Annotated in this window: 29 protein-coding genes; 9 read left to right on the plus strand and 20 right to left on the minus strand. The window is 62.5% G+C overall.

Annotated features, from left to right (window positions below; translation table 11 throughout):
* Nucleotides 1–317: 317 nt before the first annotated feature.
* Entirely contained in the window at nt 318–1046 is a 729-nt protein-coding gene (locus tag A7A77_RS16375; RefSeq protein ID WP_066560830.1) for an oxygen-binding di-iron domain-containing protein, read from the minus strand.
* A gap of 120 nt (nt 1047–1166) precedes the next feature.
* On the opposite strand from A7A77_RS16375, the gene A7A77_RS16380 reads away from it, so the two are divergent.
* Nucleotides 1167–1580, plus strand: coding sequence for a hypothetical protein (locus A7A77_RS16380; protein WP_066560834.1), 414 nt, complete (start codon nt 1167–1169; stop codon nt 1578–1580).
* Nucleotides 1581–1776: 196 nt separating this feature from the next.
* On the opposite strand, the gene A7A77_RS18045 is transcribed toward A7A77_RS16380, so the two are convergent.
* Complete coding sequence (locus A7A77_RS18045; protein WP_156500640.1) at nt 1777–2160, minus strand: hypothetical protein; 384 nt, start codon at nt 2158–2160, stop codon at nt 1777–1779.
* Between the two features lie 266 nt (nt 2161–2426).
* Between A7A77_RS18045 and A7A77_RS16395 the strand changes: the two genes are divergently transcribed.
* Both A7A77_RS16395 and A7A77_RS18610 read left to right on the plus strand, forming a co-directional pair.
* Nucleotides 2427–2633, plus strand: coding sequence for a hypothetical protein (locus tag A7A77_RS16395; RefSeq protein ID WP_156500641.1), 207 nt, complete (start codon nt 2427–2429; stop codon nt 2631–2633).
* Between the two features lie 315 nt (nt 2634–2948).
* Nucleotides 2949–3389: a hypothetical protein gene (locus A7A77_RS18610; protein ID WP_066560845.1), complete on the plus strand. Its 441-nt coding sequence runs from the start codon at nt 2949–2951 to the stop codon at nt 3387–3389.
* 10 nt (nt 3390–3399) lie between these two features.
* On the opposite strand, the gene A7A77_RS16405 is transcribed toward A7A77_RS18610, so the two are convergent.
* From A7A77_RS16405 to A7A77_RS16415, 3 genes are all read right to left on the minus strand, one after another.
* Nucleotides 3400–3627, minus strand: a complete 228-nt coding sequence (locus A7A77_RS16405) for an AbrB/MazE/SpoVT family DNA-binding domain-containing protein (RefSeq protein ID WP_066560847.1) — start codon at nt 3625–3627, stop codon at nt 3400–3402.
* Nucleotides 3628–3692: 65 nt separating this feature from the next.
* Complete coding sequence (locus A7A77_RS16410; protein ID WP_066560849.1) at nt 3693–3893, minus strand: hypothetical protein; 201 nt, start codon at nt 3891–3893, stop codon at nt 3693–3695.
* Nucleotides 3880–4443 carry a hypothetical protein gene (locus tag A7A77_RS16415; protein WP_156500642.1) on the minus strand — a complete coding sequence of 188 codons (564 nt, stop codon included), beginning with the start codon at nt 4441–4443 and terminating at the stop codon, nt 3880–3882. The genes A7A77_RS16410 and A7A77_RS16415 overlap by 14 nt, the downstream gene beginning before the upstream one ends.
* A gap of 353 nt (nt 4444–4796) precedes the next feature.
* On the opposite strand from A7A77_RS16415, the gene A7A77_RS16420 reads away from it, so the two are divergent.
* From A7A77_RS16420 to A7A77_RS16430, 3 genes are read left to right on the plus strand one after another with little or no spacing between them, the layout of a single operon-like run.
* On the plus strand, nt 4797–5438 hold the full coding sequence (locus A7A77_RS16420; RefSeq protein ID WP_066560855.1) for a S24 family peptidase: 642 nt from the start codon (nt 4797–4799) through the stop codon (nt 5436–5438).
* Nucleotides 5439–5451: 13 nt separating this feature from the next.
* Complete coding sequence (locus A7A77_RS16425; RefSeq protein WP_066560864.1) at nt 5452–5877, plus strand: thermonuclease family protein; 426 nt, start codon at nt 5452–5454, stop codon at nt 5875–5877.
* A 25-nt stretch (nt 5878–5902) separates the two neighbouring features.
* Nucleotides 5903–6106 (plus strand): DUF6961 family protein, encoded by a 204-nt coding sequence (locus A7A77_RS16430; protein ID WP_245638526.1) that lies wholly within the window; start codon nt 5903–5905, stop codon nt 6104–6106.
* Between the two features lie 16 nt (nt 6107–6122).
* On the opposite strand, the gene mobF is transcribed toward A7A77_RS16430, so the two are convergent.
* The 3 genes from mobF to A7A77_RS16445 are packed head-to-tail and all read right to left on the minus strand — an operon-like array spanning nt 6123 to nt 11807.
* A complete protein-coding gene (gene mobF / locus A7A77_RS16435) occupies nt 6123–9056 on the minus strand; it encodes a MobF family relaxase (RefSeq protein WP_066560865.1) in 2934 nt (977 codons plus the stop codon).
* Nucleotides 9057–9091: 35 nt separating this feature from the next.
* Complete coding sequence (locus A7A77_RS16440; RefSeq protein ID WP_066560868.1) at nt 9092–11485, minus strand: type IV secretion system DNA-binding domain-containing protein; 2394 nt, start codon at nt 11483–11485, stop codon at nt 9092–9094.
* The gene (locus tag A7A77_RS16445; protein WP_066560870.1) at nt 11475–11807 is read right to left on the minus strand and encodes a hypothetical protein; all 333 of its coding nucleotides are present in this window, start codon (nt 11805–11807) and stop codon (nt 11475–11477) included. Before A7A77_RS16445 ends, A7A77_RS16440 begins: the two co-directional genes overlap by 11 nt.
* A gap of 459 nt (nt 11808–12266) precedes the next feature.
* On the opposite strand from A7A77_RS16445, the gene A7A77_RS16450 reads away from it, so the two are divergent.
* A complete protein-coding gene (locus tag A7A77_RS16450) occupies nt 12267–12461 on the plus strand; it encodes a hypothetical protein (protein ID WP_156500643.1) in 195 nt (64 codons plus the stop codon).
* Between the two features lie 115 nt (nt 12462–12576).
* Here the strand turns inward: A7A77_RS16450 and A7A77_RS16455 are convergent, their stop codons facing one another.
* The gene (locus A7A77_RS16455) at nt 12577–12810 is read right to left on the minus strand and encodes a hypothetical protein (protein ID WP_066560894.1); all 234 of its coding nucleotides are present in this window, start codon (nt 12808–12810) and stop codon (nt 12577–12579) included.
* Between the two features lie 348 nt (nt 12811–13158).
* Between A7A77_RS16455 and A7A77_RS16460 the strand changes: the two genes are divergently transcribed.
* Nucleotides 13159–13389 carry a DUF6437 family protein gene (locus A7A77_RS16460; protein ID WP_066560897.1) on the plus strand — a complete coding sequence of 77 codons (231 nt, stop codon included), beginning with the start codon at nt 13159–13161 and terminating at the stop codon, nt 13387–13389.
* 114 nt (nt 13390–13503) lie between these two features.
* On the opposite strand, the gene A7A77_RS16465 is transcribed toward A7A77_RS16460, so the two are convergent.
* The 6 genes from A7A77_RS16465 to A7A77_RS16480 all read right to left on the minus strand — a co-directional run bounded on the left by A7A77_RS16465 (nt 13504) and on the right by A7A77_RS16480 (nt 16651).
* The gene (locus tag A7A77_RS16465) at nt 13504–13896 is read right to left on the minus strand and encodes a single-stranded DNA-binding protein (protein WP_066560876.1); all 393 of its coding nucleotides are present in this window, start codon (nt 13894–13896) and stop codon (nt 13504–13506) included.
* Between the two features lie 626 nt (nt 13897–14522).
* A complete protein-coding gene (locus A7A77_RS18050) occupies nt 14523–14675 on the minus strand; it encodes a hypothetical protein (protein WP_156500644.1) in 153 nt (50 codons plus the stop codon).
* A gap of 83 nt (nt 14676–14758) precedes the next feature.
* Complete coding sequence (locus A7A77_RS18055; RefSeq protein ID WP_156500645.1) at nt 14759–14941, minus strand: hypothetical protein; 183 nt, start codon at nt 14939–14941, stop codon at nt 14759–14761.
* A 244-nt stretch (nt 14942–15185) separates the two neighbouring features.
* Nucleotides 15186–15872 carry an HPP family protein gene (locus tag A7A77_RS16470; protein WP_066560879.1) on the minus strand — a complete coding sequence of 229 codons (687 nt, stop codon included), beginning with the start codon at nt 15870–15872 and terminating at the stop codon, nt 15186–15188.
* Between the two features lie 60 nt (nt 15873–15932).
* Nucleotides 15933–16232, minus strand: a complete 300-nt coding sequence (locus A7A77_RS16475; protein ID WP_066560881.1) for a TehB family protein — start codon at nt 16230–16232, stop codon at nt 15933–15935.
* A complete protein-coding gene (locus A7A77_RS16480; RefSeq protein WP_066560883.1) occupies nt 16229–16651 on the minus strand; it encodes a group III truncated hemoglobin in 423 nt (140 codons plus the stop codon). Before A7A77_RS16480 ends, A7A77_RS16475 begins: the two co-directional genes overlap by 4 nt.
* A gap of 89 nt (nt 16652–16740) precedes the next feature.
* Here A7A77_RS16480 and A7A77_RS16485 point away from each other — a divergent pair, with 89 nt between their 5' ends.
* Complete coding sequence (locus A7A77_RS16485; protein ID WP_066560905.1) at nt 16741–17184, plus strand: RrF2 family transcriptional regulator; 444 nt, start codon at nt 16741–16743, stop codon at nt 17182–17184.
* 106 nt (nt 17185–17290) lie between these two features.
* Here the strand turns inward: A7A77_RS16485 and A7A77_RS16490 are convergent, their stop codons facing one another.
* The 5 genes from A7A77_RS16490 to A7A77_RS16510 all read right to left on the minus strand — a co-directional run.
* Nucleotides 17291–18244, minus strand: a complete 954-nt coding sequence (locus tag A7A77_RS16490; RefSeq protein ID WP_066560886.1) for a DUF2493 domain-containing protein — start codon at nt 18242–18244, stop codon at nt 17291–17293.
* A 347-nt stretch (nt 18245–18591) separates the two neighbouring features.
* Entirely contained in the window at nt 18592–19251 is a 660-nt protein-coding gene (locus A7A77_RS16495) for an RES family NAD+ phosphorylase (protein ID WP_245638527.1), read from the minus strand.
* A gap of 31 nt (nt 19252–19282) precedes the next feature.
* On the minus strand, nt 19283–19657 hold the full coding sequence (locus A7A77_RS16500) for an MbcA/ParS/Xre antitoxin family protein (RefSeq protein WP_066560911.1): 375 nt from the start codon (nt 19655–19657) through the stop codon (nt 19283–19285).
* 60 nt (nt 19658–19717) lie between these two features.
* On the minus strand, nt 19718–20143 hold the full coding sequence (locus A7A77_RS16505; RefSeq protein WP_066560913.1) for a hypothetical protein: 426 nt from the start codon (nt 20141–20143) through the stop codon (nt 19718–19720).
* Between the two features lie 13 nt (nt 20144–20156).
* Nucleotides 20157–20919 (minus strand): ArdC family protein (locus tag A7A77_RS16510; protein WP_082836212.1); only part of this gene is annotated, 763 nt, incomplete at its 5' end.

A 20919-nucleotide genomic window follows, 5' to 3' on the forward strand; every position in this document is an offset into this window, starting at 1 on the left:
GCGTTCGTGCGGCGGTCACTACGATGTCTGACGTGGCATCCTTCGTTGCCTGACTTGCGGCATTCGTCTGCTCTGCCGTCTGTGCGATTGCTGGTGTCGCTAGTGCTAGGGCCGACGCTGAATACACGAAAAGCTGGCTGATACGCATGTTTCCTCCTCTGAACGGGGAGGGCCACTAAGGCTAATGAGAATGGATTGCAACAGTGTGTCTGAGGTCGGGATCGCGGTGCCGGAAGCTGACTTCCCACTTCCGGCGGGGCGCGACAATTCCCGGGAAATGCGTTGGGATGAGCCGCGCTAGCAGCCGACGTCCGCTTTCACTGCTCCAGCGCGGCAGCCAGATCCTTCAGTTTAGCCCCACCGTCACCGCGCCATGCGCTGCCGTGCATGCAGGCCAGTACCCTAGGCTCTAGTGCCGCCAGTCGGTTCAGTACCGCATCGGTGTCTGGGCTATGCGAATAATAGTCCATCACTGCACGGAACGCTTCCGACGGGCCGAGGATGTCGTCGGTCGTCAGCGCCACATCCCCGCGGCCCGGCTGCGTGAACAGGTCGCCGCATAGCAAGGTGCCGGTGCTGCGTTCGAACAGGAACCCATTGTCCCACCCATGCGGCACGTGGGGTGCAGTGATCCATTCCACGGTTGCGTTGCCAAGGTTCAGTGCCTCACCATCTCCCATGCCGCGAGGTCTTCGGATCGCGATGTCGCCGATGGAGGTCATGGCGCCGATCGCACTGCACACGGGCTGGGATTCAGGTGCGACTTCCAGCCACTGGTTCAGCGAGCCGCATTCATCGGCTTCGAAGTGACTAAAGGCGATGTAGCGGAGCGCTTCGGGCGCAATTACATGTCTTACTGCATCGCGCACCATGGAGAACAGGCCCAACGGACCGGTATGGAAAAGCAGCGGCTTATCGGCGGAGATCAGGTACTGGTTGAACGAGAATTCCCCGCCATCGGGGAGCGTGACCGGTGTATTGATGCGCCATATGTTTTCGGCGACAGGTTGAATGTTCGTGCCGCTGTCGCTGTTGGTGACGGTCATCGCTGCCTCCTGCCTGGCGGACGCGAGCTTACACCTGTCGTGCTAAGCGGCAAGACAGGTTTCGAGGGTAGCGCGAACGCGGATGATTGCCTTCCGCCACGTTCGAGCGCATTTTGGGCCATGGTCGATCTGTCGCTCAGAATGACGCTGATCAAGCGTGGGTTTGTCGCCCATGTCGCGGGCCTTGTTGTCGCATCGTGCTGGGTTGCGATTCAGATATCAGGTTTACCTGTCGCTGGAACTGCATTCGAAGGGATTTTTCTGGGCGCTTTCCTTGCGTCGCCTTGGGCATTTGCGGTGCTGCTGGCGTTTTTGCTGTTCCCAGTATTGCTCAGCAAGCACATCGTTATGGTTTGCATCGTCGGCCCCATAATCGTTTGGACCACTGCCTACCTGACGGTTCTCTATGGAGGCTGGTTTCCTCCGACCTATATGGAACCTGTGATCGTCGCGAGCATCGTCGCAAGTGGCGTTTTTTATGCGCTGAACAGGAAGCCAAGCCGTCGCTCCTCCGAACCAACGACCAGCGTTTGAGCGTGCCCGCATTCGGGCGTTTCTAGCGGGACAGAAGCGCTAGGCTTCTGAATCCTCAGGGTTCGGCGGGGCCGGGAGATATTGGAAGTGCGTCGGATCCGATGGAAGTTCGCCATCTGTACCGTTGGCATTGATACCGCGCCAGCGACCGGTCAGGTCCTGATAGGCATGCCTCCCGCCCTTGCTGTACCTTGCATTATAGATCCAAAGCGGCTTCATGTTTGGCGCTTTGCTGATTGGCAACCATTGGTTCGCGTGATTTTCTTCGGATTGTCCTGGCATTTCCGCGGAGTGATAAGCAGCCGGATTCAGGCAAGTCTACGGTCTGATCGTTTTGGAAAATGACAGTTTCGGTCATCGGTGCTTTTATGGGGTCATTGAACGGGTCCTTACCGGTTCGAACTCCCCAAAGCGTCATTGCTTGCGCGGTTGATACCAGCAGATTTAGTTCTTCTGTTTTCAGGGAGTCGTAGGGATGATCGTTCGTCTGGCTTGCGGGATTTCTGCGATCGCTCTGTTGAACGCTTGCGCCACCAGTGATCCCGGCTGGACAGGTTCTGGCGCGGAGCCTTTCGATCAAGCGCTTGCAGACTGCCATACGCAGGTGGACGTGATACCCGAACAGGTTGAGCGCGAGGCTGCCTTGGATCGGTGCATGGCGGTCAAGGGCTGGACCCGCGGCTGAGCGTTTATAAATCAGCGCTCAACCCATCGCGCTAGAAATCCAGTTCACCTGTTTTTGCCGGGGAGCTGCGTTAGTATGATATGTTGCGGCCTGCCGGGGCCCGTCGCGACTCGGCATTCCCCGCCCTTGCGATCGAGCCCGGCAAGAAAGGATCGGAGATCATGGAGAAGTTTCGCATTGAACTTTCCGACGATAGAACCGGCAAGCACGAGACGATCAGGTTCGAAGCGGAGGACGCATCAGGTGCGCTCAACGTCCTGAGCACGCACGATACCGGATATCATGCGGAACTTTGGCAAGACGGTGAGCTTGTCTGCAAATTAAGTCAGAATGCGCAAGCCGATGACGTATGGCTGGTGAATGCTTAGACCTCTTCCACGCAAGATGCTCACGCGGTGCGGCTACCGGATGTCCACACAAAGCGATTTGTCGTTCGACTGACGCCTCCGATCAACGACGCGGCGCGGTGAGACGCTTCTGCTTACACCGTAGACCTACTTTCCGCATTGGATGCGGCGCTGGCCTAAGATGCAAATGACGGCGTCAGACCGACTCTGAATGCCAATTTGCCCGATTGGTGGCCGCGACAGCTGAATTGTTTGTAAGAACGTCCGGCAGTCGGCCTCGCCGACCCAAAGCGGACGTCCGCAAACGGCCAGGCTTACCCATAATCAGCCGCGTAAATGTACGGCAGGTTTCGGTGGGCGGTTCAGAGGCCGGGAACGTCAGCTCTGTCGGCGTTCCTAGACTCGCCTCTCAGTCAACCATTCCGAGATGGCACCCTCATCAAGTTCGCCAGCGGCAAGCTGAAGAACCATCTGAACAGCGTCTTCGAGCGCATAGGCAATCTCGAAATCATTCAATGCGAGGAACAGCCGGACGAGGACCCAGGCGGTCCGCTTGTTGCCGTCCGTGAAGGGATGATTGCGCGCCAGACCATAGCCATAGGCGGCAGCGAGTTTGCACAGATCCGTTTCACCATCGGCCTATTGATTGCGGGGGCGAGCCAGTGCCGATTCCAATGCATCTGCGTCACGCAAACCGATGGGGCCGCCATGCTCGGCCAGTTGCCGATCATGGATGGCAAGCGCCACCTCGGCCTCGATCCAGACCGGTTCGGATAATTTTGCCATGTTACTTCGCTAGAGCGCGCAGGATGTTTCTGTCTTCACGCATGATCTTTTCTGCCAAAGCCATCTTGGCTTCGAATGAAGGATCTGCAGCGGTTATGCGAATGCCTTCCGGCGTCTCCGTAACATAAAGAGTATCGCCCACGCCTGCACGCAGCTTCGCAAGAAGTTCTTTGGGAAGTACACTGCCGGCAGAGTTGCCGATCTTGGTGATCTTGAGGCTAGCGTTCATACGCACGTCATAACATGCGGCGTAGCAGCTACAAGCGCGGGACCATGCCGTAAGTACAGACTTAATCAGTAATTCGAGAGGACGGGCTGCATGCCTGCAACCTTTGCACGGGCATCGGCACGCTTAAGCGCGGACCGCTTTTCGGCAGTACGCCGTGCGCCGCCATTGCGGCAGGACTCAACCGCCGGCACCGCGCCATTGGGTGCCAGCTTTGCCTTGCGCGCGTTCACGCCTGCAAGGTAGCCGTCGAGTTCAAGCGTCTTCATGGCCCTTAGATAGCCCCAAATGTGCCGGATTACCAGATTCTTCGACTATACGGCGATAGAGGTAAGCAAGGTCTAAACCTTCGGCGAGAGCATAGAGGGCCCGTGCCTGCTCCAGCATGGACATGTCACCACCGGCGACTTCGTGCTGTCCGAGCCGATCTGCAATCATGTCTTCGATAGCAGGCAGGACAATTGCCGCATCATCGCGAACCGTGAGCTTGAGACACCGCGCCTTGTCCGCGCGTCCGTCAAAATAGCCACCGGACACCTGCTCGACAGCAAATTGAGGGTGTGCTGGGTGATACCACCCGCCCTGCCCGTGCAGGGCCTTTTCATCATCCACGAAGCCTGCTGCAGCCATAGCTAAGTCAAAGGCAGTGTCATCGCCTGCGACCACGTCGAAATCCGCCGACATGAAGGCTCCGTCCGTGTGGATCGCAGCGGCCGCGCCACCAACCAATACCGCTTCCCTTCCGGTTGCCTTTTCATAAGCAGAAAAAGCGTCGGCAAGGGGACCAAGGGCGGCAAGATATTCAGGCGGTAGCGACATGATGGGATGCTGTTTACGCTCCGAACACCCATTGTCACAGACATTTGGCAGTGCTGCTGGAAGGCAGATGCCTGCTCACCCCATCAACCGCTGACCTCGGCACCTAGGAGTGGGCTATCGACTTCAAAATCGCCTGATCTCATGTGCTGCAATCATCAATGGTTGGCGAGCATATCCGCGTCCGAAACTGTGATATATTTTTCGGACATGACGTTAATGCCCCCCGCGCTCTTTCTGACCTCTCCACGCCTTTGCGTGCCGAAATCCCTTGCGTTCCTGTTACGTTCTATCTAGGAATAGCTTCCTATCTCCTAGAATGATTCCCTCGTCGGAACCCGAACCGGACGCATGTAATGGACCAAGCCCGCGAAAACCTCGAACGCCTGATCCAGGAGCGGGGCGTCAACTATTCCTCGGTGTCGCGCCTCTTGGGCCGCAACGCGGCCTATATCCAGCAGTATATCAAGCGAAACAGCCCGCGCCATCTCGATGAGAACGACCGGATGGTTCTCGCCCGCTTCTTCGGCGTCGACGAGAAAGTGCTGGGCGCCCCTGCCCTCCGTTCGGGTCCGGTAGTCGAACTGGTGCAGGTTCCGATACTCGACGTCGATGCTTCGGCCGGTCACGGCGCCCTGGCCGAGATGGAAGCCAAGTCCTCGCAGTTCGGGTTCGAGGAAAAGTGGCTGAGGCGCCTTACCGCCAGCAAGGCCTCGAGCCTTTCGATCATCCATGTCCTTGGCGATTCCATGGAACCGACGCTGCACGATGGCGACGAAGTGCTGGTCGACCTTGGCGACGGGCAATCACGGCTACGCGACGGGATCTACGTGCTGCGCATGGACGATGCGCTGTCTGTGAAGCGCATCGCAATCGAGCCCAGCGGCCGCAGGATATCGGTGACGAGCGACAATCCCACTTACCCGAGCTGGAACGGCCTCGACCGACGCAATGTGAACATCGTCGGCCGGGTGCTTTGGTTCGGACGGCAGCTGTAATAGGGACGTGCCCATGCTTCTTGCCCTTGCCGCCTCGATCGTTGCCGCCGGACAGACCTTTACCTGCACCCCGACCCGGGTCTGGGACGGCGATGGCCCGGTCTGGTGCGCGGAAGGTCCGCGCCTGCGGATTTCCGGTATCGCCGCGCGTGAGATGGACGGCACCTGCCGCACAAACCAGCCCTGCCCCAATGCGAGTGCGATTGCAGCGCGCGACGCGCTGGTCGATGTTCTCGGCGGTCCGCGCGGCACAACGCCGACCGGCCATGTCATCGTTGCAAGCGGGCCCATGCGCTGTGTTTCGACAGGCTCGGCCGGCGGCAGCCGCACGGGCGCGTGGTGTACGCTGCCCTCGGGCACGGATCTCAGCTGCGCGATGGTCGCGACCGGCACGGTGCTCAAATGGGATCGCTACTGGGGCAACCACCGCTGCCGCTGAAGCCCGGAGCGGACAGAGAAAGCGCGTGAGCACAATCAGCGATAGGGAATTATGGGCCTGCGCTACCCATGTCCTCAAGACCCATGGGGCCAATGCGCCGCGCCATGTCGCCGAACGGATCGGCGCGCTGGCGCTTGCAGGCGACAACGACGGTGTCGCGACCTGGCAGGCCATAGCAAAGCGCATCGCCGCCCTCACCGAGATCGAAGGACCCGCAACCCGGCAGTAGGATCGCAGCGCGCCCGTCAGATCCCGATCTCGAACGGCTTGACCTTCGAAAGTTCGAGTTCGGGCAGCTTCTTCTCTTCGACTGGCTCTCTGGTCTTTTTGGTGTTCCGGGTTCCCCGTGCGGCCGCATCGCCGAGCATTTTCGTGGTTTCGAGCGCCGAGCGTTTCATGCCGGTGTTGCGCTCGATCGCGGCTTCGAGCTTGCGGGCATTGTCGACATAAAGAGTGAGGCCATCGCGCAACCGGGTCACAGTGACGAGAAAGGTCTGCTGGTTGGAGAGGTTCTTTTCGCGGCTATCCATGACCGCAATCCCGCGATCCGAGGTCAGTCCCTGCGCCATATGGGCATTCAAGGCATAGGCAAGATCGAGGCGCTTCAGCATGGGATCGTCATGGGCAAGGTCGTGCTCGATCCCGCTCGACGTCGTCACCGTCACGGTCTTTTCGCCGATCGCCAAGACCTTTGCCTGGTCGGCATTCAATAGCCCGCGCCGATGATCGGTCTCGGTCCAACGAATGCGGTCGCCGGCATGGATGGTGACGGGCTTGATCTCGTAGAGCCGCAGAGGATCGCGCTCGGCCTGCGGCCGCAATTTGTCGGGCCGGAACACGAATGTCTTGCCGCGCGCGTTCGCCAGTGTGACCTGTTCCTGGCGCGGATCGCTCGCGACGACACTGTAGCGCCCCGGAGCGAGGTGTTGCGCGCGCTGGCGGCGATCGACCTCGACCACCATGCCGGGCGCATAGCTCTTCGCATGGCGCAGTTCCTCGCGCGTCATATTGACCCGCGACAACGTCTCGAGAGGCAATGCCTTGCTTCCAAGCTCGCCATTGGCATTGAGCCCGGTCTGCACCGCCTCGTTGACCGCGCTACGAAGGGTCCGGCCCGACGCATAGATCGCGGTGCGCTCGCGCTCTTGCGGCGTCAGTTCAAGCCATGCCGTCGCCGCGGATAGGGCCGCACCTTCGGCGACCTCGACCACATTGTCACCCAGATGCCGCAGCGCCTCCTCGATCTGCCCTGCCTGCGCTGCGTGCTGCGCATCGCGCATGGCCACATTGCGCGCACGGATATTGATCCGCATTCCGGCGGTCTCGATGCCCGCCTGCTGCATGACATCGAAGGGTTTTCCGGCATCGACCGCGCCCAGCTGCTTGCGGTCACCGATCGCGGCGAAGCGCCCGAGTTCTAGCAGATTGGCGAGCCGGACCAGCTTTTCCTTGTCGGCATTGCCAACCATCGAGGCCTCATCCAGGAGGACCGTGCTGCCCTTCCACTCGCTGCGCGCTTCGGCCAATGCCTGCCGGTCGCCGCCATCGAGTAGCGGGGCATAGCGACCCAGGAAACGCGTGACGCTCATCGATTCAATCCCGGTCTCGCGCTCGAGCATCTGGACAAGCGTGTTCTGCACCGCAAGCCCGGTCACTTTCCTCCCTCCGGCGCGCAGGATCTCGGCGACGGGTTTGAGCACCGTGCTCTTCCCCGCACCGGCAACGCCCTGGATGGCAACGATGCGGTTGGTGGAAGCAAGAAGCATCCGGCCCGCCCCTTCCTGCCCCGAGTTGAGCGTCAGACCATGGCGGTCCTGTGCCAGCGCCTGCAGGCGCTCGCCTGCGCGCTCAGAGGTCATCAGGGCCACACCCTGCCCCCGCCCGGCTTCGACTTCAGAAAGGATACGCTGTTCGGCAGCGATGGCATCGCGGGTCGTCACCATCCCCTTGTCGGCGCCCTTGCCGCGTACGAGATGGCCCTGGCGCAGCAACTGATCGACGCGCTTTTCAATGACAGGGATACTGGCGGCAAGCCCGAAGGACAGCGCTGTCCTGTAAACCGCGAAGCGATCGAACGCTGCCTCGCGCTCCGACAGATGACGCACCGCCGATGCGACGGCGTGGATCGCGGCAACCTCCCCGACCGGGCGATTGCCGAGCCGCGTCGGTATCAGCGGATCGCCCTGTTTGAGGCCCAAGCGTTCGGCAAGGTCGACAGCGAACGTGCGCACCGAGGCATGGAGACTCCGGATAGTACTGCGTGCGCCGCGCTCTTCGCCAAGCCCCGTCGCGGCTCGCGCATTGGCGCGCGCAATGACATCGCCAGGTGAAAAACCGAGTTCGCCGGCGCGCGCCTTCCAGGCATCGAGCAACGCACCGCGATCGGCGACGGGCGCCTTTTCCGCCCGGGTCATCAGCGTCGCGGCGTCGTGCGCGGCCGGGCTCCGGCTTGCCATTTCGGCGACCTTCTCGAGCACTTCGGCGCGGCGGGTCGAGAAGGCTTCGCGTATCTCCTGAGGCACGCCCACGGCCTCGAAATTGCCGTGCTTGCCCAATTCGCCGATCTCGTAGCCGAGCTTTTCGACCTCAATCCGGAAGCGCGTCATGGCCATGGCATTCAATAGCGTATGGTGTTCCCAGAGCTTGTCGTTCCGCAGGGCGCGCCATTTGCCATCGGGCCCCTGGGTCACATTGGCAATCACCGCATGGATATGCGCCTGGGGTTCCTGGTTGCGGTTGGTATCGTGACGAAACAGTGCGGCAACGAGATTGCCAGTTGCGACGATCTTCTCCCTGCCGCGGTGCTGCAGGCGGGTTTCGGCAAGGTTCTTCTCGGCCCAGGCCAGGCTCTCCTTCACAGCACCGGCATAGGCATCGAGGATGCGGCTGTCGCCGCCGACCAGTCCGAGGATCGACCAGCTCTTGGGCAGCGAGAAAGTCAGGTCCGTGCCCGCGCGGTGGTAGCGATTGTCGCTGCCGACGCGGCTGCCATCGGGGAGGTTGCCCTTCAGAACCTCCTCGAAAGTTTTCGCATCGACGGTGCCCTTGAGGCCCAGCGCTGCCGCGCCTTCGCCGAACCATTCACCCAAGCGGTCGGCATCGGCGCGGGTGTAGTAATTGTCCTTGGCAAAGTACCCGGCGGCGCCCGAGGCAGTCCGGACATTGGCAAGCGAGAGCATGGGCAATCACTTTTTCCCGGTCCCCTCCAGCGTCATCACAAATCGAAGTCGAGATCGTCGAGCGGCGGCGCATCGCCAGTCTTGCCGCCCGGATCACCGAGCCCTTCCTCGAGCACGATACGGCGCGCATCGCGCTGCATGCGCCCGTCCGGTCGTGCATCCTTGGCACGCTCGCCCTTCGGTCCATCGATCTTGTCGGGCCGGTCAGGCCGGGATGCATCGGGCACTTCGCGCTCACCTTCCCGCGCACCTTCGGCGCGCGACGGCCTGGCTACCGTGTTCGGTTCGAAACCCGCCTGGCGGCCATTGGCAAGACCCGAATCCGGCGCGCCCGATGCCGTGCGATCGATGGCATCCTTCCCCGCCCGCACGCCCGCCCGGTCGCCGGCATCGAAGGGATCGACTTGCTGACCGACGCGATGCTCGCGTGTGCCTTCTTCGCCCTTGCGGTTACCTTCGTACCTGTCACCGAACTGCAGTTCGCCCTGCTTCGATGCGCTCTCTTTCGGTACGCTCGGCTTGCCGACCCCGTCGTCGTTCGACGCGGGATGTTCGTTCGAACTGGCGGTCCCGGAAGCAACGGGCTTGCCGGTCGGGCCTGTCGCCGCCTGACCCTTGACCGATGCCCGATCGTCGACCCGAGGGACAAAGCCTTCGGCGCATCGCACACGCTTGACCGGGGTCAGCGTGATGGGCGCTGCCGGAAACCCGTCGGGGAATTTGATATAACCGGTAAGGCTCGGCATGTCCTTCAGCTGGTCGGGCAGGACCAGCGCTTCGATGTGCTTTCTCGGCGTCAGGCTGACCGCATCGCGCGCATTGTTATAGGCGTAGGTATGCGCCTCGTCCTTGTCGGTGACTTCGGCATGACCGATGGCTTCCGAGCACCAGGTCGCGGTCTTGTAGTCACCGGTGCCGAGGATCAGCTTGGTCTTGGCAAGCGACGACAGGGTTTCGGCCATATGCTCGCCGTAGACTTCCTGGAGCTTGGCATAGGCATGTATCCCGGTGACGATCGCGCCGCCATAGTTGCGCGCGGTCTGCAGGCCGGTTTCGAGGGCGGGGAGACGATGCAACGCCCCCAGCTCGTCGATGAAGAACCACATCTTGAGGTCATCCGACCGCGCCGTCGTCATCAGCGTGTTCATCGCAAGATCGAGCCAGAGCGTGAGCAGCTGGGTGCAGACGCTGAGGTCGACATAGCGCGCGGAGAGGAACACGAAGCCGCCCTCGCCATCGTCGGCTTCAACCCATTCACGGATCGAGAAGCGCGCGCCTTCGCTGGGCAGCAGCTTCAGCGCACGGGCATTGACGTTGAACACGGCACGCACCGATTCCGCCATGCGCGCGGCCTCGGGCGCAGTGATCGGATCGGCGATCGTGCCACGCAGCATGGCATGGACCTTGGCGAGGTCGGCGCTCATCAGCCGCCGCGCCAGCGCCTCATTGGTCGCATCGCCCGCTTCCACCAGCTTGAGGCAAAACTCGACGAAAAGCGCGCGCGCCGCGATCACCCAGAACTGGGCTTCACCGCCGCCGTCATGCGGCACGAGCGCTTCGGACGCGGCCCAGAATTCGCCTTCGGAACGGCACTCGTCGAAGATGTTCCAGCGCGGGCAGCGGGCATCCAATGGGTTCAGGATGACGTCGCGTGCGGGATCGTAGAAATGCTCGATGAAGGCACCGGTGAGATCGAATATCACCGCGCGCTGGCGCCGCTCGCGTGCCTCTTCGACCATGTCCGACAGGGCCACGGTCTTGCCCATGCCAGTCGTACCGATGAGCATCGCATGGCTCTGCTCGAGCCGCCAGGGATAGGGAAGCTTCGCGATATGCGATGGACGGTAGGGCAGGACCTCCTGCCGCTCAGATGGCAGGCACAGATGCCGGCGCCAGCCCAGCACTTCGGTCAGTTCACGGCGGCGTTCGGCGCGGTTGTGGTCACGGATTTCGCGGGCAAGCTCGACAAGCGGCACCAGCGACGCGCCGCGCTCGTGGCGGCGTTCTTTCGAAAGACTGCCGAAACGTTCGGCGATCCAGTAGAACAGCGCAAATGCAGGCACGAGCGCGAACATGGTCCAGGCAAACGCGGTACTAACAAGGTCCAGCATCGTGTCCCACGCGCGGACCACCGGCGGGTAGGTTTCGACGCGAGCGATGGGGAGCTGGAAGCTGCCGCCGAAGATCGTTTCCATGCTCACGGTCTTGGCCGGATCGAACTCCATGAACGTATAGCCCATGGTGTAGATCCGCATCCACACGAGATAGACCTGATAGTCGTCGAGGCCATGCGCAACCAGCCACGAAGCGAGCCCGCCGAACGCGACGACCGCGATGATCAGCGGCCACTTGAGTCCGGCGGCAAACATGAAGCCGAAGTGCCCCAAGAGCTGGCTGCCGCGGGTGAAATTCCCGAGATTACGCTTCATCGCGGCCTCCCTCGGTTGCGGTGGAGGTCAGGCCGATCGCCGCGCACTGGCGGCGGTAGACCTTGTATATCCGGTCGCGCAGCGTGGGGTCGGCATGACCGGCGAGCAGGCCATCGATGCCGACGCGGGCAAAGACCATCATGCGCAGGATGCGGGTGATCGAGGTGTCGTGCTGCAATGCCAGTTCCTGCTCGTCGCAGGCGCGCGACAGCAGCGAGCGAAGCCAGGCACTGACAGTCATGTCATGACGTTCGGCGACCTTGCGTACGCGGTCCGCAAGCTCGGGCGAAACATAGACCTGGATGGGTACGGGGCGGGTCATGGATCCGGGTTCCTTGGGTCAGGTAGCCTGGATTCACGCTGCGAAAGGCACCTTCGAACTACAGGAACAACGAGAACATGTCAAGAACATAGGAACATGGCAGAATTCCGCGCATCCGCTTCCCCGCATCATGAACAATGCAGGACATTTGCCCCAGTCATGAAAAGAAATGGGAAAGCTGCCATTTTGGCAATTTCGCCACCAAATCTCTGTTTTTAATTATCTTTCTGACTTCAAATCGGTGCGACAAGTCGCGTGGGGTGTGCTCCCTGTTCCCAGCTTTGAAGGCGAGGTCCAGTGATAGGAGCGTAATCCGGATGGAGGGATTTTCCGCTCTCTCCTGTGGGCGCGCCTGCGGCCCGGTCTGAGGCGGCTTTGCGGTACCGGCGAGGCTGGCTCCTCGCGACCGATCGGCGTATGTTGCCTGCTGTTTCCTGGTACAGGACAGGAATACGGAAGGTGACCAGCGTGACCCTCAGTGCGTTGCCCAGCGGCAATGGCTTCCAGGCGAAGGTCAGTTATTCGAACGGCGTGTCGATATCGTCCGCCGAAGCGTTTCCAAGCAAAGCCGAAGCGCTCGCCGCGGCTGCGGTGAAAATGCTCACATCGCCGGACCGCCTCGAGCATTTTGACTTGCCCGAATGGCAGGATTGAAGGCTCGGCGTTCCTCCTCCAGGAAAGCAGGTTGCGCAACATCCGGTATGTTGAGCAAAATTTTAGGAGGAAGCCCTGACCGGACTTCCTCCTCGTGTAATACGCATACCCTGGATCAGAATTCGTCGCTGAATTGGCCCGGCACCGCGTCGACCACCCGGGCCATCAACCGGTCCGGCAAGGCGCCGTAATCACCTTCGTCGATGGTGACATATCCGGCCTCGACATCGGTCAGGATATACTGGGTGAAGTAGCTGTGCTGCGCCCGGGCGTTGGCCGTATCCATGGCCGCGATGAATGCCGTTTGATCGGCGTCCGGCCGGAACGAATGTTGGCTGCAAGTGTGCATGATCAATTCCTCCTGAAGTTCGATGCTTCGCATCGTCAGGAGCGCTCGATGGGGGCGACGGACCGGGTCAGGGACCGCGTGGAACACGCGGCCGCGAAGCGGCGGTGGGGGTAACGGTTTTGTTCGCTGCCGGATGCAATCCGGTGGCGGGCAAAATGGTGGGGCCCCGTCCGTCCTTGACGCGGGCCCCCAAGCCTCCATCACCATGACAGGGACTGCGAGAGAGACCTCCCACCTCTCGGTGAAGCACATGCCTTCACCTCCCCGCCAACAAGAACCTTTGCAGAACATTTGCGCTGTGGCAGGATGCGCTGCGAGGGGACCTTTAGCCAAGGTAAGGAACCGAACATGGCAAGGTCCAGAAATGCGCGCGATGCGCTCACCCGCCTGCGCGAACAGCGCGCCGAGCTCGATGTCAGGGAAGCAGAGCTACGCGAGAAAGCCGCGCAGGAGTTGGGCACGATGCTGCTCGAATGCGGCGCCGAAACGCTCGAGGCCGGCAAGCTCAAGCGGCTCGTCAAACAGGCATCGGACATGGGCCTCGATGCCGCGCTCGAGCGCCTGAGTGTAACGCCGTGATGCCGTAATGCGGGCGTGAATTTCCGCGCACCTGCCCAGCAATTCCAGCAGGACAAGCAAAAGAAAGGCCCCGGTGGCGCGTGCCAGCGGGGCCTTGTCGTTGTACCGTGCCGGTCAGTCTTCGTCGATCGGCGGGGCGTCCTGGTTGTCCGAACGGTTCGGGCGCGACAGGAAGTCGACCTTGTCGGCGAGGATCTCGCAGCCGTAGCGCTTGTTACCGTCCTGGTCGTCCCACTGCGTGTAGTGAATGCGGCCCTCAAGGCTGACGAGCTGGCCCTTGCTGCAGTACTTGGCGACGTTCTGGCCGAGGCCGTTGAAGCAGGTGACGCGGTGGAACTCGCTGTCCTTGGCGGTAAAGCCGTTCTCGTCCTTGTAGGTCTTGCCGTCCTTGTCGCGGGCCGGACGGTCGGTGACCAGCGAGATCGTGGTGACAGTGGTGCCGCCCTGTGTGGTGCGGGTTTCGGGATCGCGAGCGATACGGCCGACGAGGATTGCGATATTGGTCATGGGTAGACTTCCTTCTATTCTCAAACCGGAAACCATTTCCGGCTTGCGAACTCCGGTCAGAAGCAGGGCATGGGAGACCTGCACCGCAGGGTCACGGACCCAAGGGGAACCCGCAGACGCCGGGTGGTGCGGGCAGGCAGCGCCCCGGCGATTGCACCGCAATCGCACGGAGGAGACGCTGCCAACACGGCCGGCAGGGCTGCGAGTTGCAGGGATCAGCTGACCTGGTTCAGGAATGTTCGCGACAAAGCCGGACTGGGATTCGGTGCCGGCGGAGGATTGCCACTGGCCCTGTTCGTGGATCGACGTGCGTCATCCGCTCGCCATCATGCCAGCAAATGCATGACGGATAGGCCATCCCTTCGACAACTCGTCGTATGAGACGCGGCCGCGATCAGGGACAAGCGCGGGACCGGGATGGAACGCCGGATGGACCATAAGCTGGGCAGCGTACTCGCGGCGACCATGGCCCTCGATCGGTTCAGTCTGCGATAATCAGGCAGGGCAGGATCGGCAGTAGGTGACCCGCATCATCTCGCGAAGGGCCCGCCAATCGCGCAGCCGCTTACCGGCGTCGACGGTCACGCCGTCACCCGTCCCGGCAGCGCCCCGTTCTGTACGTCAAGTCAGCTTCGACGACGGAAAATCCGCTCGAACAGCGACGGGGTTTCCAGCGGCTGGAGCCGCCCGTATCGCGCGCGTCGCTGCGACGGGTCGAGATTCTGGACCAGATGCGACCATCGGTCAGGCTTGCCCTGGTGCGTGGAATAGTTCGACATGGTCTTGCCCCCCTGATGTCTCGATCCGGGCTAACGCTGCTGCCGTGCCGGTACAACCTTGGCTGGCGCGGCTGTGCAAAGATTTACCCGAGTTTGGCGTCTTCGTGAAGCAGCTGTCCGTCCGAACTCCACACCTGCGCAGCGACGCAATCTCCTGCTTGGAGCGCCTCAGATGTGACCGTGATCGCCTCGGCCAGATCTCCGAGACAGACCCATTCCAGCGGGTCGTCATTGTTGCTGCGGTGCATGGTGATCCGAAGCGGCATGCCGGGTTCCCTCCCTCAGCCGCCTAGCTAGTGACCGACACCGCAAAGAAAAGGCCCCGCCGATGGCGAGGCCGAGTGAGGGAGAGGAAATTAGTCGAACACATAGCAGGCAAAGCCTGCCACATGATTAACACGGTCATAATGCCGCCCGACGTTGTCGAGCGCCCTCGTGTTGGGGGCGGCCTGCACGGCCTTGTGGGCGTAATGTCGGGAATGACAGTCCGGCTCAGCGCGGTCGCACGAACTAGCGGCTCGTTACACGCCGATGCAGCGCCTGGTAGATGGCATCGAGGTCATCGATGTCGACATCGAGCACTTCGTTCCAGTCGGCAAGGACGGCCTCGAGGTCCTCATGACTATAGGCGAGACCGGCTCCCGTCGGCGGCGCTGTCGGAACAACGGCATGGTGCGGCCAGGGGTGACCCGTCAGGTTGTTGTAGCACCAACCACCTGCCGAGAGCGCAAGGACATTGATGGCAATCGGCAGCAGGTATGCCCAGCCCCAGGCTTCCGGCCCCGCTGCACCCAGCGCGCATAGCAGAGCACATGCGCCGCCCGGAGGGTGCAGACATCGTGTCACCGACATGGCCGCGATCGCGATGCCGACGGCGAGCCCGGCAGCGAGGACCGGCTGTCCGATCGCATGTCCAAGGGTCAGCCCGATTGCCGCTGACAGGAGGTTGCCGCCGATGACCGAGCGAGGTTGCGCCAGGGGACTGGCGGGCACGGCGAACACCAGGACTGCGGAGGCGCCGAGCGGCGCCACCAGGACCGGAAGCGCGGCGCTGTTGGTGCCGAGCAGCACGAGGGCAACAAGGCCCGAGGCAAGGATGGCCAGCCCTCCGCCGATGGCGCCGCGCATCCAACCGAGATGGCCGATCGCGGCCTGCGGCAGAAGCGAGGCCGATCGCGAAATCAGGAATTTGAGCACGAAGAACTTTCAGGTCGAATTGCGGGTCATGACGAGCACGAGAGGATTGGGCTTATTGGATTATCGCCCGATCAGCGGAGCCTCTTTGTAGAAGTCGACCTGCATCTTCATCGTGCCCAGAGGCGTCACGAAATGCGCTTGTCCGGGAAGGACGACACCCGGATGGCCCGGCTCGAGAATTGTCTCGGATGGCGGATCAAGGATCGTAAGCTTCAATCCGCCTTCCAGAACGCGGATCAGCCCCCAGACACCGGGCTTGGTATCGTGACGTTCGCGCAGCGCGGATGGCAATGTAGCTTCATCGAAGATTGGCGTCGATCGATAGGGTTGCGGCCCGCCCTGTGTCCGGGCACCGCTCATGACGCGGCGACCCGCTCGGGAATTCCATTACTCCCTGTCGGCTGGTCGGCATCGATCCGGAAGAACATCGCCAGCTGCAGGCTTTGCGCGATCCGCCGTGCCTTGTCCTGGAGGGCCCTGGCGGCGTCAGGCTCCATCATCGCATCCGTCGTCTCAGCCCAGAGACCGAGCCAGCGCTCGAAAAGTTCGGGCGTGATCCGCGAGCGATGCTTCATGTGCGCGGGGACCGGCTGGCCCTTGTAGCGCCCGGTCGTCAGCATCACCGACGTCCAGAAGTCCGTGAGCTTGCCGAGATGCTCGGGCCAGTCCGAAATCGCGTCATTGAAGATCGGACCGAGTTCTTCATCGACGCGTACGCGCGCATAGAACGCTTCGACGAGGCGCCGGAGGCCGTCGTCGTCGATCCGTTCGAGTTTCATTTCACCACTCCAGAAACATGCGTTGATGATGCATCTATGCGGCGCCGCAAAAACATGCAATGGAAATACATCTTTTGGAGATCCGGGCAATGCGGCTCACCCGCTACACCGATTATGCGATGCGCGTGCTGCTCTACCTGGGCTCGCGGCCGGACCGCTTGTGCTCGATTTCCGAGATCGCGGTCGCCTATGGCATTTCGCAAAACCACCTGATGAAGGTCGTCAGCGACCTCGTCGGTGCAGGCTATCTGGAAAGCGTTCGGGGCCGGTCGGGCGGGATTCGCCTCGCAATGCCAACCGAACAGATCAACGTTGGCAAACTGATCCTATATACCGAGGACGATTTCGATCTCGTCGAATGCGGGGAATGCGTCATTGCGCCCGCTTGCGGCCTCACCAGCGTGCTGGACGAGGCGCTCGGGGCGTTTCTCGATATCCTCGGCCGCTATTCCCTGGCGGATGTGCTTGCGAAGAAGGGTGATTTCACCCATCTCCTCCATGCAGCTCCGCAAGGTAGCCGACCATCAGCCTGAGAAGGTCGGCTCCACCAGCAAACACACGCCCAACATCATCGCGCTGGCCGAAATCGTACAGGAAACGGCTGCGCTGCGGGGAAGCAACGCAACCGTTGGACATGGGTCATTGGTGAACCTGCCGTATCGCCCTGGGGCTGGTACCCAGCGGGCCGCGGCGATCGACAACGGTGATCCGGCGTGCCTTGGCCTCGATGACGAGCCGTTCGAGGACGCCGTTGCCGGGAAAGGCGACGATGTAGCGAGGATCGAGTGACAGCATGCGCTCGTTGCGCTGAAACCCGGCACGCGCGCCCATGCGCCGGTCGAGCGAGAAAGTGACCTGGGCAATATCGCGGCGTTCGGCCCAGGAGGCGGCAAGCCGGTCGCAGCCCTTGGTGTCACCGCCATGCACCAGCACCATGTCGGGAACACGATTCCGAACCTTGTCGAGGGTCGCCCAGACGTTGGTGGCAAACGCCTTGGCGTCATCGTCGGTCGCAAACTTCGGACGCCCGCCAGCGAAGACCACGGGCGTGCCTTCGGGCATCGCCGCGCGGCGCTTGGAGGCCGCCCGTGCGCGGAGGAACTCGCGGCCTTCGACAAGCGCCGAGGTCAGCATCGCGCCATGGTTGAACCGCGAACTCGATACCGGCTTCCACGAGGACCCGAACTCGTTGAGGTAGAGGCATGCGGCGATCTCGCGCATTTCTTCCATCGCCAGCATGGCCGCTTCGGCGCATTGGGCCCGCTCGACCTGGTTTTCGAGATCGCTGGTATGGACTTCCGAACCATCGGCGCTCGCGACAAGCGCGCGGACCTCGTCGCTGGCCCTGTCGAGCGCGCTGGATTTGCGCTGTGCCGAGCGGTGGAAGAGGTTGACGAAAGCCCATCCGATATCCTCGGCATCGGCTTCGAGCGCGGTGCCCGAAAACATCGCGAAGAGATCGGACCAGATCGCTTCGAGGGTCTGGGATGCCTGCTCGGTGGTCGGAAAATCGGCGTCGCCAACGGGCGCCGGACCGATCGAGAAGCCGGTGAGGTCGAGGCCGGCCAACTGGTCGTGGAATTGCGAATGCATGGGATTGTCCTCCTGACGGTTGGTGCCGGCAGGTCCCGATGGGGAGCGCCGGCGAGAGCCCGTCAGGGCCGGGACAAGGCTGGGGGCGCACCGCGCAAGCGGGAAACCCCCGAGCGGCAGGCTGGCGCGGGCAGGTCGGCCATTCGGCGACAGCGCGGGCGCCTCGAGGTCAGATCAATGCCGAACGCGTGATGATGCAAGGAACGATCACCGCCGACCAACACGGGCCTGCCGCTGGCGGGTTGCGGCCTCAGCCGACCGGCCCAGGGCCTCTCTCGCTCCGGCTTCTCCCACGGGAACGGCGGACCGGCAGGGGCATCACCCCAAATGCTTCGGGTCCGACCGGATCAGAGCCCGAAGCCCGCTGCGGTGAACTCGTAACGCTCGCGCGCCGGAAACGCCGCCAGCGCCACGAGCCGGTCGTTCTCGAAGCGCAGATGCCAGGTCCGCCCCGGCTTCGGACGGCGCTCGGCAAAGGCCGCCGGATCGAGCACGACGACATTGCAACCGCGTTCGGGATCGCGCGCCGACATCGTGCGGATCAGGCTGGTCGCCGCCTCACGAGCGACAACAGCAAGGTCCTGGCAGGCGGTATAGTCGGCAGGATCGACCCAGACTGCTTCATGAGAAGCAAACGGCGACTTGGTCAGATCGAGCGCAGCCTCGCTGGCAACGAGAACCGAAAAGCTCGAATGTTCGCTGGTCGTCGAGGGCGGGACAAAACCCGGCGAGCGCGAGAAGAACTTGAGCCGCCAATAGGCTGTCTCGGCAATCGCGGTCGCTTCGGCTTCGCTCGCATAGAAGATCCCCGGTCGCTCGTCGGCGCGGCGGAAGCGGCTGGCCTGCCGGTGCCCATAGCGAAAGGGCGATGCGAGAAGGTAGTCGAGATGCGCGGCGCTGGCCGGCAGGGTCGGCTTCACCTCTTCGGCAAGATCTTCGAGCAGGGCCTGAGCCGCAGGATCTGACGCAAGCCGGCCGGTCGAGATGCGGTGTTGGGCCTCGACCACGCGCCACACCCTTCCCCGATAGGCGCGGTGTTCAGACGCGAGCGCGCCAGGCGTCCACATAGTCGCATAGACCCATGAGCCCGCGCATCGTGCCGACCTGGTCGATCGGTTTGCCGCCGAGATCGAGATTGTCGGCCTCGAGCCAGCGGCGCGCGGCATCGTCGTCGCTGCCGAGCAGGGCATCGAGACTGCGGAACAGGCGCAGCAGGAACTGTCCGGCCTCGAAGGACTTGGAGGCCGGATCGAGCCTCGCCTGCCCGTGCCGCAGCCGCGACACGGTGGCCGGCGACAGGCCAAGCACTTGCCCGAGCCTGCCGTTGTTCCATTGCCAGAGATCGGCGATGCGCGCGACAGCGGCGGTCAGAACCGCTCCGCGGTCTGCCGCTTCAGGGGCCAGAGTCGCCATCACACCAATCCTTTCATATGCACGATATAGTACATTTTTGCTCATTTGAAACGGACGATGCTAGGCAGCGTCTCGCCGCCGGTAGATTGCCTCGCCGTTCGAAAAGCGCCCGAGGCATTCGAGTTCGCCGAACAAGATCGTGAACTTGTCCGCGACCTGCCCGAGCCAGCGCTGCGCGCGCGGCGACCGGGCGGTCGATGCATCGGCGTCCCAATAGGCCCCATCGTTGCGCTCGACGAGCCAGACCGCGGCAAGCCCGCAATAGGTCGAAATCCCGCAATCGGCGTAGGCGTTGCGCAAGCGGATGCGATCCTCGCGCCCGCGCCAACCATCGTGATCCCGAAACGATGGAAAGGCGCGAGCCGCTTCGGTTCGGATCCAGTCGACGAGGCATTCGTATTCCCAGGCCTGATCATCATCGTCGTCGGCACCGATCAGGCGAAAGGCGACAATGGCGCCGGAGGGATAGCTGACGGAACGTCCCATGATCCGCCCTCCCTCAGGCCGCGAGCGCGGCATCGCCGCGCTCGATGCCATCATGGTGCCCATGATCATCGTCGACGGCATCGCTGCCGTCGACTTTCCGTCCGCCCAGCTTCAACAGCAGCGAGGACGCCGCTTCGGCACGCGCGGCGGCGGTCAGGATCGCGCGGTCGTCCTTTTTGAGGAGCTGGAGCCAGTGGTCGATATAGCTGGCATGGTTATCGAGATGCGCGACCGGCAGCCCGAGTTCGGCGCCCAGCATCGCGCTCGAGAGTTCGGCGACCAGTTCCTCGGCGGCATAGCTTTCCGAACCGAACCGGTTCTTGAGGTCGCGCGCGAGCCGGCTTGCATGCCCGGTCCAATGCGACAGCTCGTGGGCGAGCGTTGCATAATAATGATCGTAGCCGGTGAAGAGCGCGACCGGCGGCATCGTCACGCGGTCGGCGACGGGTTCGTAATAGGCTTCCGATCCCTGGTGCCGCAGCTTGGCCGGAACTTTCGCAAAGAAGGCGTCGAGTTCATCGCGCCGGCCGGCGGGTGCCACCGGCTGTACCGGCGCTGCGGGACGGAATCGGGTCGGCAAGTCATCGACCTGGTCGGCGTTGAACACCGGAAAGCTCTTGAGGACCCGGCGCGCCTGGTCCTCCTTCTCGCCGGTGGTGGGATCCTCTACCTCCTTGGTATAGCTTTTGTAGAAGACCGCGATCGTCGCCTTCTCGCCCTTGCGGACCTGTCCGCCCAGCTCCTTGTCGGGTAGGCGGGACGCATCGCTGCGTCCC

The organism is Croceicoccus bisphenolivorans (genome assembly GCF_001634625.1).
Lineage (GTDB): Bacteria > Pseudomonadota > Alphaproteobacteria > Sphingomonadales > Sphingomonadaceae > Croceicoccus > Croceicoccus bisphenolivorans.